Source organism: Thiohalocapsa sp. ML1 (assembly GCF_001469165.1).
Taxonomy (GTDB): domain Bacteria; phylum Pseudomonadota; class Gammaproteobacteria; order Chromatiales; family Chromatiaceae; genus Thiohalocapsa.
In genome coordinates this window covers 16,477-31,542 of record NZ_JABX01000002.1, presented here as the reverse complement: position 1 = coordinate 31,542, position 15,066 = coordinate 16,477, and the positions used below count along the sequence as shown (strand labels likewise).

General features: G+C 69.2%; 10 protein-coding genes. 6 read left to right on the top strand and 4 right to left on the bottom strand.

Annotated features, from left to right (window positions below):
- Nucleotides 1-10 precede the first annotated feature (10 nt).
- The 4 genes from ML01_RS01435 to ML01_RS28275 all read right to left on the bottom strand — a co-directional run bounded on the left by ML01_RS01435 (nucleotide 11) and on the right by ML01_RS28275 (nucleotide 4,553).
- Nucleotides 11-661 carry a hypothetical protein gene (locus tag ML01_RS01435; RefSeq protein ID WP_156427497.1) on the bottom strand — a complete coding sequence of 217 codons (651 nt, stop codon included), beginning with the start codon at nucleotides 659-661 and terminating at the stop codon, nucleotides 11-13.
- A complete protein-coding gene (locus ML01_RS01430; protein ID WP_082673844.1) occupies nucleotides 651-1,685 on the bottom strand; it encodes a site-specific DNA-methyltransferase in 1,035 nt (344 codons plus the stop codon). The genes ML01_RS01435 and ML01_RS01430 overlap by 11 nt, the downstream gene beginning before the upstream one ends.
- Nucleotides 1,686-3,036: 1,351 nt before the next feature.
- Nucleotides 3,037-3,978, bottom strand: a complete 942-nt coding sequence (locus ML01_RS01425; RefSeq protein ID WP_058553618.1) for a Uma2 family endonuclease — start codon at nucleotides 3,976-3,978, stop codon at nucleotides 3,037-3,039.
- Between the two features lie 410 nt (nucleotides 3,979-4,388).
- Nucleotides 4,389-4,553 (bottom strand): hypothetical protein, encoded by a 165-nt coding sequence (locus tag ML01_RS28275; protein ID WP_156427496.1) that lies wholly within the window; start codon nucleotides 4,551-4,553, stop codon nucleotides 4,389-4,391.
- Between the two features lie 110 nt (nucleotides 4,554-4,663).
- On the opposite strand from ML01_RS28275, the gene ML01_RS01420 reads away from it, so the two are divergent.
- From ML01_RS01420 to ML01_RS30060, 6 genes are all read left to right on the top strand, one after another.
- Nucleotides 4,664-10,135 carry a RecQ family ATP-dependent DNA helicase gene (locus ML01_RS01420; RefSeq protein ID WP_082673843.1) on the top strand — a complete coding sequence of 1,824 codons (5,472 nt, stop codon included), beginning with the start codon at nucleotides 4,664-4,666 and terminating at the stop codon, nucleotides 10,133-10,135.
- Between the two features lie 251 nt (nucleotides 10,136-10,386).
- A complete protein-coding gene (locus tag ML01_RS01415; protein ID WP_058553617.1) occupies nucleotides 10,387-11,904 on the top strand; it encodes a phytoene desaturase in 1,518 nt (505 codons plus the stop codon).
- Nucleotides 11,882-12,955, top strand: coding sequence for a phytoene/squalene synthase family protein (locus ML01_RS01410; RefSeq protein ID WP_058553616.1), 1,074 nt, complete (start codon nucleotides 11,882-11,884; stop codon nucleotides 12,953-12,955). The genes ML01_RS01415 and ML01_RS01410 overlap by 23 nt, the downstream gene beginning before the upstream one ends.
- A gap of 48 nt (nucleotides 12,956-13,003) precedes the next feature.
- Nucleotides 13,004-13,360 (top strand): hypothetical protein, encoded by a 357-nt coding sequence (locus ML01_RS01405; RefSeq protein ID WP_058553615.1) that lies wholly within the window; start codon nucleotides 13,004-13,006, stop codon nucleotides 13,358-13,360.
- 692 nt (nucleotides 13,361-14,052) lie between these two features.
- Complete coding sequence (locus ML01_RS30065; protein WP_058553614.1) at nucleotides 14,053-14,685, top strand: tetratricopeptide repeat protein; 633 nt, start codon at nucleotides 14,053-14,055, stop codon at nucleotides 14,683-14,685.
- A complete protein-coding gene (locus ML01_RS30060) occupies nucleotides 14,655-15,008 on the top strand; it encodes a CHAT domain-containing protein (protein ID WP_371258174.1) in 354 nt (117 codons plus the stop codon). The genes ML01_RS30065 and ML01_RS30060 overlap by 31 nt, the downstream gene beginning before the upstream one ends.
- Nucleotides 15,009-15,066: the final 58 nt, after the last annotated feature.

The window sequence follows — 15,066 nt, the reverse complement described above, 5'->3', positions numbered from 1 at the left end:
GACGACGCGCTTAGAAAGACAAATGTCCGGAGCAATCCAACTTGCGAGTCAGCGTAATGGCGGGCTCGCGCAGGATCAGCTCGCAGAGCAGAGACCGAAGGAAGATCTCGCACTCGCGTTCGGTGCGTGCGGGATCGACAAGCCGGGAGCCCCGGGGCAGACGCCGGTCGAAGCGCACGAACCATAGGCTTTCCATCAGTCCCTGGTTCCACAGCGGCGCTTTGCGGATCGCCAGCCTGCGCAGCGACAGTTCGAAGAAGTCGGACCACAGGGTTGCGTCGGACTTGCGCAGGCTGTCCTCGGCCACGTCGAGCAGTACCACGTATCCGATGACGACTTCGGGGCGCAACTGCTGGACATTGGCCAGCTCCCCCTGCAGATCGTCGATGCGATTTGGAACCGATCCGCTGATATTCCTAAGCATCGATTTCAATGAGATCAGCAAACGAAACTTCCCGGCGAACGCATACGCCAAGTCCCAATTCTTGGGCCGCGACAGACCGGGTACGCTCAGCTCACCCGACGTGCCGCCGAGTGCCCCGGGCAAGCCGCCGCGCGCCAAGAGATTGATCAGCAGATCGGCAAGCCTTTGCAGCCTGAGCGTCGAGGTCGCCGGCGTCGCCAATAGGCGGTCGATGGCGTCTTCCAGCTCAGCGAGCACGGGCCGCATCCTCGTCGACCCCGCTCGGCGATGCGGCTTGGGCGGCATCGGCGACGTAGGTAAGCTCGCGGGCCACCAACAGGCTGTGCATCTCCCGCTCGAAGCGCTGGCGCGCCATTCGGGCGTAATGGCTGCCGACCTCCACGCCGACACTGTTTCGCCCCCACTGGGCGGCGGCCAGCATCGTCGTTCCCGTGCCCGCGAAGGGATCGAGAACGGTGTCGCCGACGAAGCTGAACATGCGGATAAGCCGCTCGGCAAGCTCCAGCGGAAAAGGCGCTGGGTGGTCTCGCGTGGATGCCCCGGTGAGTCCTGTCCAGACCTGCTGAAACCAGGCTTTGTGGGTCGCATCCGGAATCAGAGACAGGAGGCGTTCCGCCGCATTGGGGGTGCGATAGCCGCCGGGTTTGCGCAGCATAAGGATAAACTCGATGTCGTTCTTGACGACGGCGTTGGGCTCGTAGGGCTTGCCCAAGAATCCGCCGCCGTTGCCCTGGGCTTCAAACGCGGCGTTCGCGATCTTATGCCAGATGATCGGCGACAGATTCGCGAAGCCGATACGCCGGCAATGCTCTTGGATCGAGGCATGAAGGGGTACGACCTCATGCACCCCGCGATTGCGGCGGCGGGAAAGGCAGACATCGCCGACGACGCAGACCATTCTGCCGCCCGGCGTTAGCGCGTCGAAGCAGGTCTGCCAGACCTTATCAAGCTCGGCCAGGAAGGTCTCGTAATCGTCTATTGCTCCGAGCTGGCCGTCCTCCGTATCGTACTCTTTGAGTGTCCAGTAGGGCGGCGAAGTAAGCACGAGATGCACGCTGCCCGGCGCGAGACAAGAAAGTTCTCGCGCGTCAGCACGATAAAGCACATGGCGGCTCGGAACCTGCCGTGCGGCCTGCTCGATTTCGCGCGAGAGACCGGGATCTTTCGCGATAGAGGGAATCAGTTGCTGCGTGACTACCCGCTCGGCCAATTCGCCTGGCAGGAAGCGGGACAGGTCGCAGCGCGTTTGAGTTTTGTTCATGGGAGCTAACGAGGGAGCTAACGAGGGAGCTAACGAGGGAGCTAACGAGGGAGCTAACGAGGGAGCTAAAGAGGGACAAGCCACGTTCGGGTACCGCTCAATTCCTCATAATCAATGCCGGATCAAGATCGGCGCCGTTCGGCCATGTGACCCCGCGGCCTCGATCATCGTGCCGGCCACATCGCCTGCCGCACGCAAGCGGTTCGCACAGCGGACACTACTGCGCTGGGATCGCCGGCTTTCCAGCCGGCTCGCCGCCGGCGCGGCTCGATGCCGCGTCGGCGGCGTTCGGGCCGATCAGAGAGCACATGCGCGCTCGTCCGGCCGGCCGCGCGGCATGGGCAACCGGCCCGGCTCCCGCGCCGCAGATCGCGCGCCGGGGGCATCGAGCCCCCGGCACGCGAAGCCGGCTGAAAGCCGGCGCTCCCAGTCGGCGCCGGCGCGGTCTCGAGCCCGCTTGTCGGGCATACCTCAGTTTGAGAGTTTGCAGATGAGTCAAGTGTACGACCACACCTGGGGGAAGGGCCGAGGGCCGAGGGCCGAGGGCCGCGGGCCGCGGGCCGAGGGAGCCATCCTCGGCCCTCGGCCCTACAGCCGCCGCGCTCCGTAGCAGCCCCCGCGCGCTGGTCGGAGTGATGATCAAGGCCCACGCTGCCAAGGTCGACGTCGGCCTGGGCAAAGACCTCCGGATCCTTGAGCGCGGCCTTCATCCCGCTGTCGGGTGAGCTGCGAAGGGCAGACATGTCGACGAGCCGTTCCGACTGTCATTGAAGGTCACGTCTGGATCACGATCCCGAAAAAGCGGCGGACTGTCGGCATCTCTGGCGATCGACCAGACGATACTCCGCTCAGTGGCCTGAGTGGATGAAGTATCGGCCTGACGGGTCTGCACGGGAGTCCGCGCTCGAACGGCTGACACGCAGGAGCACAGATTCCCCTCGCCGCCCGGCGAAGCCTGGGGCATGCGTGCGCCTGACCGATTGCCCATTGCCGTACGCTAGTTCAAGACCGCAGCAACGGCAAGGGCTAGTCGTCGATTCGTGGTCACGCGCTAGCTGTTCGGGCGCCGGCCTGCGTGGAGCGGCGCAATGTGTCGCGCTTCGTCCCGCAGCCGGACATCCCCGATCCCATGGTGACTGCTGCGTGGGCGCGCGATGCCGCGTCACTCCCTGCGCGCATCTCCTGCTTTACCATGGAAGTCGCGCGTAGCGCGCTTCTTTGTCTCCGTCTCCCTCTGGGAGAGGGCCGGGGTGTGGGATACGGCCATGGCGAGCGGCGCCTTTCATCCTCCGGGGTGGCGCTGGTCGCCATGGCCGTTAGCGGAAGATAGCAGAGCGCTGCGCGCTGCTTTTCAGGTGCGCTTATCGGCCGCCGCGCGCAGTCGGCCGAGCTCAGTCTCGGCCTCTGCCCGGGCGGCCGCCTCGCGACGCCTGGCGGCAAAGGCTTCATCGCGTTCCCGGACCACAGTGTCGCGCTCGCGGACAACCTTATTGCGCTCGCGCTCGGCCTGTTCCCGCTCGCGCTCGGCCTGTTCCCGCTCGCGCTGGGCCTGTTCCCGCTCGCGCTCGGCCTGCTCGCGCGCCTGTTCGGCACGGGTCCATTCCGGCAGCACGAAGCCGCTGTAGACCGGGTCGCGGCGCATGGCATCGGGATTCGGCCGGCGGATGAGATCGCTGATGCGCAATTGAAAGCCCGGCAGCACCCGGGAGCGCACGACTCGGTCGTCGCCGCTGCCGTGCACGGGCAGCGGCGCGTAGACGCGGCCGGGGGTCAGGCCGTAGAAGGCGAGGTTGCCATGCTCGCGGTGCAGCACGTGGTATTCGGGCACGCCGCCGGCGGCATACTCGGCCTTCTTCACCACCAGATCGCGGTGGACATGGGCGGGCTTTTCCGTCGATAGGGCCTCGACACAGAGGTCGAACACCCCATGGTAGGAGCTGTCCTTGAGGTCCAGCGGTACCGGGTTGTCCGCCAGGACCACGGCCAGGTCCGGCTTGCGGATCACGGTGCGGGTCGGGAGCGCCAGCCGAAAGCCCATCTCCAGCGCCACCACCTCGCCGATGGGCTGCTGGCGCAGATAGTGCCGCAGCAGCTCCAGGTACCAGAGGTAGACCTGGAAGGTCTCGAAATCCGACACCGGCTTCTCCTCCAAGCGGCCGTTGTTCCACTCGTAACTGACATCGCCGGCGCCGTACCAGTCCTCCCAGTACTCCGCCTCGCTGACCAGGCGGCCATCGGCGGACCCCGCCTCGGGGGCGGCGGTGGGCGTGGCTGATGCGGGAAGGTTGTTCATCGGATCGACCTCATGGTCGGTGAACGTTGCGGTGAGCCTAGAGCACGCGCACGCACACTGCAACGGGGTGCGGAGCGCGCGTCGCTCGGGCGTGGCCGCGCTCCGTGGCCACGGCGCTGGTTGCGGTGCCGCTCAAGTGCGGCGGCTTCGATCTGGGCGTCCATCGACGGACGGTGTGCGGCTGGGGCCGGGGCTTCTGGGCGCAGAGCGCCCGGAGACGGGTGACACCGCTGGAGCGGTGTCACCAGACAATTTCGATTTGTCCGTGACATCGGCCTCGAGCAGGTCGACGTGGTGGGTGTGGAAGCGCTCGTGCTTGGCCCGATGCTGCGCCTGTTCCAGCGCAATATGGCGCATGAACTTCCCCAAGTCGTTCAGGCCGTGCTCAACCCGTTCGAGGCGCTGGTTATTCAGGTCGAGGCGCTGGGTGTTCTGATCGAGGCTTCTGCAAACTCGACGCGCAGCCCTTCGATGCGCTCGGACACCTCGGTGCGCAGCGCCGTGATGCCGTCACGGATCTCGCGCAGGATTTCGATGGTCAGGTCGGTGGCTATCTTTCCCTCATCAAAAGACATCGGTTGCGCCCGCTGCAGCCAAGCCGCCCCGCCATCTTAGCGGCTTTCGCGCTTACTCAGGCAGCGCCGCGCATGACGCAGATCCCGTCCGTCCAGCCTATGATTCCGCCATGGAGCAAGCACCCAGCAAGACCAGTGCCCGGGAAGGCGTCCTGCAGGCGCCGGGCGCGATCCGGGGCGCCGGTCCGGGAAGCGGCCTGCTCGCGCCGCTCCTCGACCGGGCGCTGCTGTTGGACTTGGAGACCGGCGCCGACGGCGCGGTGCACAAGATCGGCGCACTGCGTTGCGGGCCGGATGGCGAGCGGGAACTCCGCCGCGAGGGCCGCTTCGACCTCGCCCGGGCGCTGGCGGAGCTGACCGCCTTCGCCGGCGACGCCCGCTACGTGATCGGCCACAACTTGCTCGGCCACGACCTGCCGACGCTGCGCGCGCTGGCGCCGGCACTGACGCTGCTGGGCCGGCCCATCGTCGACACGCTCTATATCTCTCCGCTCGCTTTCCCGCAGAACCCTTATCACCGGCTGGTGAAGAACTACAAGCTGGTGCGCGACAGCCTGGCCGACCCGGTGGCGGACTGCCGGCTCGCGGCGCAGGTGCTGCGCGAGCAGGGCGAAGAGCTGGCGCGGCGCGCGGCGGCGGGCGACGCAGATCTGCTCGGCGTGTATCGCTTCTGCTTCCAAGGCGCGACGCTGCTGGACGACAACCCCACCGGCGGCGACGGCATCGCGGCGGTGTTCCGGCTGTTCGCGCCAACGCTGCCCGGCGTCGCGGCGGTGCGCGACCGGCTGCTCGCACGCTGGCGGGGCCGCGCCTGCACGACCACGGCGCCGAAGCTGATCCTGGACCATATCGCGGACATCCGGCTGCGCCCGGTGCTCGCCTACGCCGCGGCCTGGCTGACGGTGGCCGGCGGCAACTCAGTGCTGCCGCCCTGGGTGCGGCAGCGCTTTCCGGCCACGGCGAGCCTGCTGACGGCGCTGCGCGAGGTGCCCTGCGGCGAGCCCGACTGCGCCTGGTGCCGGGAGGCGCACGACCCACCGACGCAGCTCCGGCGCTGGTTCGGCTTCGATGCCTTCCGCCCGCTGCCGGCCACCGCCGACGGCGCGAGCCTGCAGCAGGCCGTGGTGACGGACGGCATCGCCGGGCGCTCGCTGCTCGCCATCCTGCCCACCGGCGGCGGCAAGTCCCTGTGCTTTCAGTTGCCGGCGCTGGTGCGCTATGTGCGCCGCGGCACGCTGACGGTGGTGATTTCCCCGCTCCAGGCACTGATGAAGGACCAGGTGGACAACCTGGTGCGCAAGACCGGCGCCACCAACGCGGCGGCGCTGTACGGCCTGCTGACGCCGCCGGAGCGCGGCGACGTGATGGAGCGGGTACGCCTCGGTGACGTGGCCATGCTGTACCTGTCGCCGGAGCAACTGCGCAATCGGTCCGTGGCGGACATGCTGGCGAGCCGGGAGATCGGCTGCTGGGTGTTCGACGAGGCGCACTGCTTCTCGAAGTGGGGCCACGACTTTCGGCCGGACTATCTCTACGCCGGCCGCTTCATTCGCACCCTGGCGGCGCGCCAGCAAACGCCCGTGCCGCCGGTGGCCTGCTTCACCGCGACGGCCAAGCAGGACGTGACCGCCGAGATCCTGGCCCACTTTCGCGACGAGCTGGGCTTGGAGCTGGTGCTGTTCGAGGGCGGCGTGGAACGCGACAACCTCGCCTTCGAGGTACAGCTCGTGGGCCGGCACGAGAAGGACGCACGCATCCACGCCATCCTCGCCGCGCATCTCGGCAGCCCCGCGGCACGACCGGGCGACAGCGGCGGCGCGGCCATCGTCTACGCATCGCGGCGCAAGCGCACCGAGGAGCTGGCGGAGGCGCTGCAACGGGAAGGCTGGGCGGTGGCGGCCTTCCACGCCGGGCTCGACGCCCCGGACAAGAAGCGCACCCAAGACGCCTTCATCGCCGGCGAACTCCATGTCATCTGCGCCACCAATGCCTTCGGGATGGGCGTGGACAAGGAGAACGTGCGCCTCGTGATTCATGCGGACGTCCCGGCGTCGCTGGAGAACTACATCCAGGAGGCCGGCCGCGCCGGGCGCGACCGCGCTCCCGCGCTCTGCGTGCTGCTCTACGACCCGCAGGACATCGAGGCGCAGTTCGGCCTGGAGGCCATGTCGCAGCTCACCCAGCGCGACATCGCGGAGATCCTGCGCGGGCTCAGGCGCGCCAAGCGCAACCGCGACGGCGAGGTGGTGGTCAGCGCCGCGGAGCTGCTGCGCGACGAGGATCTTCGGCTCGGCTTCGACCCCGAGGCGCACGACGCCGACACCCGCGTGCGCATCGCCATCTCCTGGCTGGAGCGCGCCGGCCTGGTGCAGCGCGACGCCAATCGCACCGGCGTCTTTCAGGGCCGCCCGGCGGTGCCGGATCTGGCCGCCGCGGCGCGCAAGATCGCCGGGCTCAATCTCTCCGCCGCGCAGCGCGCACGCTGGCTCGCGATCCTGGAGGCGCTGCTGAACGCCGCGCCGGACGACTCGCTGACGGCAGACGAGCTGGCGCTGCTGCCCGCCTGCAAGGAGCAACCGGGCGCCGCCTGGGACAAGGGCCAGACCGCGGCGCAGCGCGTGCTGCGCACGTTGCACGACATGGCCAACGCCGGGCTGCTGCACGAGGGACCGCAGCTCACCGCCTTCGTGCGGCACAAGGTGCGCGACAGCTCGGAGTCGATCCTGCAACGGGTCACGGCGCTGGAGCGCGCCATGCTCGACGCGCTGCGCGAGGCCGCCCCGGACGCGGAGCCCGGCGCCTGGCAGCCGCTGTCGCTGCGCCAGCTCAACCAGCATCTGTTGGACGCGGGCAACGCCGACAGCAACCCCGAGACCCTGCGCACGCTGCTCAAGGGCCTGTCGCTCGACGGCCGCGGCCTGGCCGGCGCCCGCGGCAGCCTCGACCTCAAGCAGAGCGACCGCGACCACTACCGGGTGCGCCTGCACCGCAGTTGGCAGACGCTCACCGACACGGCGGAGCGCCGCCGGGCCGTGGCCCAGCGCGTGCTCCACACCCTGCTCGCGAAGCTGCCGGCGGACGGCCCGGGCGGCGCCGATCTGCTGCTCCACTTCGGCACCGACGAGCTGACCCGCGCCATCGCCGCCGATCTGATGCTCGGCGGCCAGGTGCAGGACCCGCTCGCCGCCGTGCACCGCGGGCTCATGTTCCTGCACGAGCACGGCGCCATCATCCTGCACCACGGCCTGGCCGTGTTCCGCTCCGCCATGACCGTGCGGCTGCTGCCGGAGGCCAAGGGCCGGCGCTACACCAAGGCGCAGTATCAGCCGCTCGCGCAGCATTACGGCGAGCGCGTGTTCCAGATCCACGTCATGGACCGTTACGCCCAACTCGGCGCCGAGAAGATCCGCCAGGCGCTCGCCCTGGTGGCGGGCTACTTCTCGCTCGGCAAGGAGGAATTCGTCCGGCGCTTCTTCGGCGACAGGCGCGAGATGCTGACCCGCGCGACCACGGCGGAGTCCTTCGCGCGCATCGTCGATGCGCTGAGGAACCCAGCGCAGACCGAGATCGTCGCCGCCCCGGAGGACGGCAACCGCCTGGTGCTGGCCGGTCCCGGCGCCGGCAAGACGCGGGTCATCGTGCATCGCTGTGCCTATCTGTTGCGGGTGCTGCGGGTGCCGGCGCACCGCATCCTGGTGCTCTGCTTCAACCGCGGCGCGGCGCTGACGCTGCGCCGGCGGCTCGCGGCGCTGGTGGGTGACGACGCCCGGCATGTGACGGTGCAGACCTACCACGGCTTCGCGATGCGCCTCACCGGGCATTCCTATGCCGAGCGCCTGGCCGCCGGCAACGACCGCACCCCGGACTTCGACGCCGTGCTGACCGAGGCGCTGGACCTGCTGGAGGGCAGAAAGGCGCTGTTGGGCGTTGCCGCGGACGCGGCCCGCGAGCAACTGCTGGCCGGCTACCGGCACATCCTGGTGGACGAGTACCAGGACATCGACGCCGAGCAATACCGGCTGGTGAGCGCCATCGCCGGGCGCACCCTGGAGCACGACGGCGAGGACGCCAGGCTCACGCTGCTCGCCGTCGGCGACGACGACCAGAACATCTACGCGTTCCGCGGCGCCAGCGTCGAGTACATCCGGCGATTCGAGCACGACTACGCCGCCAAGCTGCACTATCTGGTCGAGAACTACCGCAGCAGCGCGCACATCATCGCGGCGGCCAATGCGCTCATCAGGCACAACCGCGAGCGCATGAAGGCCGATCAGCCTATCCGCATCGACCGTGTCCGGGCGTCGCAGCCGCCGGGCGGGCGCTTCGCGCGGCTCGACCCGCACACCCGCGGCCGGGTGCTGCTGCTGCGCGTGGCCGATGCGGGCTGCCAGGCCGCGGCCGTCGTCGCGCGGCTCCAGGCGCTCCGGCAGCAGGGCGGCGGCACCTGGCGGGACTGCGCGGTGCTCGCCCGCCGGCACGACGTGCTCGCGCCCATCCGCGCGCTCTGCGAAGAGCAGGGCATCCCAGTGCGCGTGGCCGGCGAGTCCTTGCCGCTGCATCGCATCCGCGAGGTCCACGCCTTCCTCGCCGCGCTGGCGGAGCGCGGCCGCGAGCCGCTGACCCCGGCGGCGCTGGACGCGCTGTTGCCCAGCGCGGCAAGCCCGTGGCGGGAACTGCTGGCGGAGCTGATCCGGGACTGGCGCGCGGAGCTTGGCATCGGCTCCCGCAGCCGCGCCGATGTCGCTTGTGCGGATGCCGTAAACGACGCCGAGTCATCCAACGCGCGCGCCGCGGAAGAACTGGCCGTCCCCGCCCGCCGGATCGCCGAATTCTGCTGGGAAAGCCTCGCCGAGCAGCGGCGCGAGCGAAGCGGGCAGCATGGTGGCGACGGCGTGCTGCTGGCCACGCTGCACGCAGCGAAGGGGCTCGAGTTTCCGCACGTGCTCATCGCCGACGGCGGCTGGAGCCGGGGCAGCGACGCCGACGCCACCGAGGACGAGCGCCGCACCCTCTACGTCGGCATGACCCGCGCGCGGGAGACGCTGACGCTGCTCAATATCGAAGGCAGCATCGACGGCAGCGGCCATCCGCACCTGCCGCTGCTCACGGCCGCCGCGGCGCGCGACGGCGGCGACTGGCTGCTCGCCGACGCGCCCGCCATTGAGCCGCCGCCGGCGCAGATCATGGCCCGCCGCTACACGCAGCTCACCCTCGCCGACCTGGACTTGAGCTACGCCGGTCGCCAGCCGCCGGAGGCGCCCATCCACCGCCACCTCGCTGCACTGCAGGCCGGCGACAGCTTGGTGGGGCAGGCATCCTGCCGGCCGAACAACAAAGAAGTCGCCAACCCCGGCACCGCGCCCGCCCAACTCCTGCTCACCATCCCCGAAGGCCACCCCGTCGCGCGCCTGTCCAAGCGCGCCGCGGCCGAGTGGCTGCCGCGCAGCGAGCAGATCGAGGCCATTCGCATCCTCGCGCTGATCCGTCGCGAGCAGAGCCAGAGCGAGCCGGACTACGCTGCCAGCCTGCGTTGCGCGCACTGGGAGGTGCCGCTGGTGGAGATCCGGTGGCGGCAGGGGTGAGGGCCAAGGGCCAAGGGAGCCAGCCTCGGCCCTCGGCCCTTGTTCCAATGCGCCACCGCGCGGGATTGCGGTTTCGATTTCGATTTCGATTTCGATTCCCGGCCCCGGGAGGCCGTTTCTTGATGTCGAACAACCCAAACCTGACCTCTTTGGGTGGTGCAGCCTTCGACGAGGTTGCTATACTGTCAAACAATCTTGACATCAGGCTAGGTTGACACGTGACGACGGCACCCCCGCGCATACCCTCCGATTTGCCCGCAGCGGCTGCGGCAGCCACTGGCGGCAAGCCTCACGCCGTCGTCATCGGCAGCGGCTTCGGCGGGCTGGCGGCGGCCATCCGGCTCGGCTATCGGGGCTACCGAGTCACGCTGCTGGAGAAGCTGGACAAGCCGGGCGGTCGCGCCTACGTGCACGAGCAGGACGGCTTCAAGTTCGACGCGGGGCCAACCATCATCACCGCGCCCTTCCTGCTTGATGAGCTGTGGGAGATGTGCGGGCGGCGCTTTGCCGACGACATCGACCTGCGCCCGATGGACCCCTTCTATCGCATCCGCTTCGACGATGGCACCACCTTCGACACCAACGGCGACGCGGCGGCCATGCGCGCGCAGGTGGCCCGGCTCTCGCCGGGCGATGTCGCGGGCTACGAGCGCTACCTGGAAGAGAGCCGCAAGATCTTCGAGGTCGGCTTCGTGGAGCTCGGCCACGTGCCCTTCACGCACTGGACCGACATGGCCCGCATCGTGCCGAAGATGCTCAAGCTCCAGAGCTACCGCAGCGTATACGGCATGGTGTCGAAGTACGTGAAGGACGAACGGCTACGCACCGCGCTGTCCTTCCATCCGCTCCTGATCGGCGGCAATCCCTTCTCGGTCAGCTCCATTTATGCGCTCATCTCCTACCTGGAGCGGCACTGGGGCGTGCACTCGGCCATCGGCGGCACCGGCGCCATCGTCGACGGCCTGGTGAGCCTGATCGAGGGCCAGGGCAGCACGCTACGGCTGAACGCCGAGGTCGCGGAGATCACCACCCGCGAGCGCCGCGCCACCGGCGTGCTGCTGAAGGACGGCGCGCACATCCCGGCGGACATCGTCGTCGCCAACTCCGACTTCGCCTGGACGCACAAACACCTGCTGCCGAGCATCAAGCGCCGCGCCTGGCCGGACTGGCGGCTGAACGTGTCGCGCTATTCCAATGGCCTCTTCGTCTGGTACTTCGGCACCAAGCGCCAGTATCCGGACGTGCACCATCACAGCATTCTGCTGGGGCCGCGCTACCGCGGGCTGCTTGGCGACATCTTCCACAAGAAGCACCTGGCGAACGACTTTAGCATCTACCTGCACCGGCCGACGGCGACCGACCCGAGCGTCGCGCCCGCCGGCTGCGACGCCTTCTACGCGCTGGCGCCGGTGCCGCACCTGGACGGCGACACCGACTGGACCGAGCGCGCGGAGCCCTACCGCCAGGCCATCGAGGCCTATCTGGAGCGCACCGTGCTGCCGGGGCTCAAGGACAACCTGGTCTCATCGCTGGTGACGACGCCGATCGATTTCCGTGAGCGCCTGCTCTCCTACAAAGGCGCGGGTTTCAGCCTGGAGCCCGTGCTCTGGCAGAGCGCCTGGCTGCGCCCGCACAACAAAAGCGAGGAAGTGGAGCACCTGTACTTCGTCGGCGCGGGGACGCACCCCGGCGCCGGCGTGCCGGGTGTCATCTCCACCGCTCGCGTACTCGACAAGGTGGTTCCCGATGCTGCTGTTTTCGCAAACTGAGCGCTGTTTCGCGGACCCGGCCGACCTCGCGGCCTGCCGGCAACTCCTGAGCAACGGCTCGAAGTCCTTTCACGCCGCGTCCTTCTTCCTGCCCAAGCCGGTGCGCCAGCCGGCGGCGGCGCTGTACGCCTTCTGCCGCATCGCGGACGATGCCATCGACGACTGCCGGGGCGACAAAGCCGAGGCGCTCGCGGCGCTGTACGAGCGCCTCGACCGCATCTACGCCTCCGACCCCGAACCGCACCCGGTGGACCGCGCCTTCGCCGGCGTCGTGCGGCGCTTGCACATGCCGCGGGAGCTGCCGGAGGCGCTGCTCGACGGCTTCGCCTGGGACGCCGAAGGGCGCAGCTACGAGACCCTGTCTGGCGTGCTCGACTACTCCGCCCGCGTCGCCGCCGCGGTGGGCGCCATGATGACGGCGCTGATGGGCGTGCGCGCGCCGACCGTGCTCGCCCGCGCCTGCGATCTCGGCTCCGCGATGCAGCTCACCAACATCTGCCGCGACGTCGGCGAGGACGCCCGCAACGGGCGCATCTACCTGCCGCTCGCCTGGCTGCGCGAGGCCGGCATCGACCCCGAGGCCTTCCTCGCCAAGCCCCGCTTCACGCCCGCACTCGGCGAGGTCATCGCCCGCGTGCTGGACGTCGCAGAAGGGCTGTATCGCCGCGCTGAGACCGGCATTGCCAAGCTGCCCGTCGGCTGCCGCCCCGGCATCTACGCCGCTCGGCTGCTGTATGCGGAGATCGGCCACGAGCTGGCCCGCAACGGCTTCGACGCCGTCTCGCAGCGCACCGTCGTGCCGACCGCGCGCAAAATGACCTTATTGAGCCAGGCCATTGTTGCGACCCCGTTCCCGGGCGGAGACTGCAACGCGGAACCGCTGGAAGAGAACCGCTTCCTCATCGATGCGGTGGCCGCGGCCCCGGGCCTGCCCGGCTGCGACGCTACGGGCCGCCCGCGCATCGGCAAGAAGGTGGTTTGGGTCCTGGAACTGTTCGAATCCCTGGAGGAGCGCGACCGCCTCGCCCAGGCCGCAAGCCGGCCGATGTAGGGGCTCGCCGCGGACCTGCTCCCCGCCACGCGTACTGGAGGCTGACCAATGCGCTATTACCTCGGAGTCGTCTGCCTGGTGCTCGGCGCCTGGCTGATCTACGTCGCCATCAACCATCGCAAGCAGGTCATCGCCGCCCGCGAGCGCGCCGCCGCCAACGGCGGTGAGCAAAAGATCGACCCGGCACTCGCGTCCATGGGCGTCGCCATACTGCCGTTCTACGCCCTCTACGGCGCCTTCGCGTCGCTGCTACTGATCGGCGGCTACTTCCTGTCCGATCTCAAGCTCTATCTCTCCATCGTGGACCTGTTCGGCCTGCTCGTGCTCGTCGTGGGCTATAGCGTGCTGATGGTCATGAGAACCGCCTATTCGAAGCTCGGCCTAGACATGTCCCAGGCCACCTGAGGCGGGTGGGCGACGCCCTGGCCACCGCCCCGTCCATGGACGCAGCGCCGACAACCGCAAGGCTGTCGGCGCTTTTCGTTGTGCGGCCGGTGCAGCGGCGAGGCCGCCCGCGCGGCGCGCCCGGCCTGCTGCCCTCGGCGCAGCGTGGGTGAGCTGCCGGCGCCGCTCTGCGGACCGCCCACGACCGGCGACTGCCGCTGGCCGGAAGCACGATCAACCCTGCTGGCAGAGACCCCGAATCTGCTGCTGACTCTCGAACTTTCCTGCCTACGAGGAACTGGTCAAGCACCGCGATTGACCCGAACGCGAAAGGCGCGAAAGGCTTGCTCGCGTGTAGGGCGGATCAGCGAAGCGCATCCGCCGTCTTAGCTCGCCCGAGCGCCGCGGCGGTGCCGAGGCGGAGCCTCGGCACGAGAGAAGCCGCCCGGCGCTGGCTTGGGCGCTGGCCGTGGGTATCGGCGTCACCGCCGCCGGAGACGGGCTGCCCGAAGGCCCAGGCGCCGCGTTAGGCGATTGCCGGAAAAAAACGTACCGACTGGCGCAGGATTTTCGTCCGCCTTCAAGGAGCGGCAGCGGGTGCATAGTCGAACGATGCACCCGCTGCCGCGACGCAGAAGGCGGGCGAAAAGACAAGCCAGGCGGTATATTTTTTGACAGAAATCGCCTTAGTAGAGGTAGTCACGCCTCAGCTAGTGCACGACGCTCTCAACGACGTCACCGAAGCCCTGTATCGGGAAGGCAAGTATCAGGATGCGGCGATGCTTGGACGGGCCGCGCTGACTCATGCGAAGGGCGTGTTCGGCGAGGCTCATCCGGAGACCCTGCGGAGCGTTAACAACCTCGCCATGCTGTACCAGACCCAAGGCCGCTACGGCGACGCCGAGCCGCTGGTCCGCCGCGCGCTCACGGCCAGCGAGCGCGTGCTCGGCGAGACGCATCCCGATACCCTCGACACGCGGCTCAACCAGATCGCGCTGCTGGTCAATCAACAGCGCCTGGACCCGGCCCTGCGCGCGCTGCGCACGCTGGATCAGCGCCTGCGCGCGCTGGTGATCCAGGAGCTGGACAGCACCGAGCAGGAGGCCGTGAAGCTGCAACGGCTCGCGGCGGAGTCGCGGCTGCAGCACGTCGTCTTCACGCTGGCCCTGGCGCACCCGGACAGCGCCGATGCCGGCCGGCTGGCAGCGGACGTGCTGCTGCGCTGGAAGCGCCTGGCCGCGGACGAGGAGGCGGTGATCGCGCGCCTCGCCCGCACCAGCCAGGACCCGCGGGCGCTGGCGCTGGCGCAGCAGGCATCCTCTACGCCCTGGAGGCGCAGGACCTGAACCTGGAGGGCACGGAGCTGGTCACGCTCTCCGCCTGCGACACCGGCCGCGGTCGCGTGGACCTGAGCGAGGGCGTCTACGGCCTGGTGCGGGCGTTTCAGATCGCCGGCAGCCGCCACGTGCTGATGACCCAGTGGGCGCTGAACGACCCGGCGGCGCGGGCCTTCATGGAGGACTTCTACGCCCGCTGGCTGCGGCCGGACGCCGACCTGCACCCGGCGGAAGCGCTGCGCGCGACGCAGTTGGACTGGCTCGACAACGCCGACCCGGTGCGCGCCGCCCCGCGCTACTGGGCACCCTATGTGCTGATCGAGCGGGGGTGAGCAGCGGGCGGCGCTGCCGCCGATTGGCGCTGGTCTCGCGGCATCGAATCTTGCCGGC

Coding starts and splice junctions, on each gene's coding strand:
- ML01_RS01430 (WP_082673844.1), bottom strand. CDS start 1,685: ATGAACAAAACTCAAACGCGCTGCGACCTGTCCCGCTTCCTGCCAGGC.
- ML01_RS01425 (WP_058553618.1), bottom strand. CDS start 3,978: ATGAACAACCTTCCCGCATCAGCCACGCCCACCGCCGCCCCCGAGGCG.
- ML01_RS28275 (WP_156427496.1), bottom strand. CDS start 4,553: ATGTCTTTTGATGAGGGAAAGATAGCCACCGACCTGACCATCGAAATC.
- ML01_RS01420 (WP_082673843.1), top strand. CDS start 4,664: ATGGAGCAAGCACCCAGCAAGACCAGTGCCCGGGAAGGCGTCCTGCAG.
- ML01_RS01410 (WP_058553616.1), top strand. CDS start 11,882: ATGCTGCTGTTTTCGCAAACTGAGCGCTGTTTCGCGGACCCGGCCGAC.
- ML01_RS01405 (WP_058553615.1), top strand. CDS start 13,004: ATGCGCTATTACCTCGGAGTCGTCTGCCTGGTGCTCGGCGCCTGGCTG.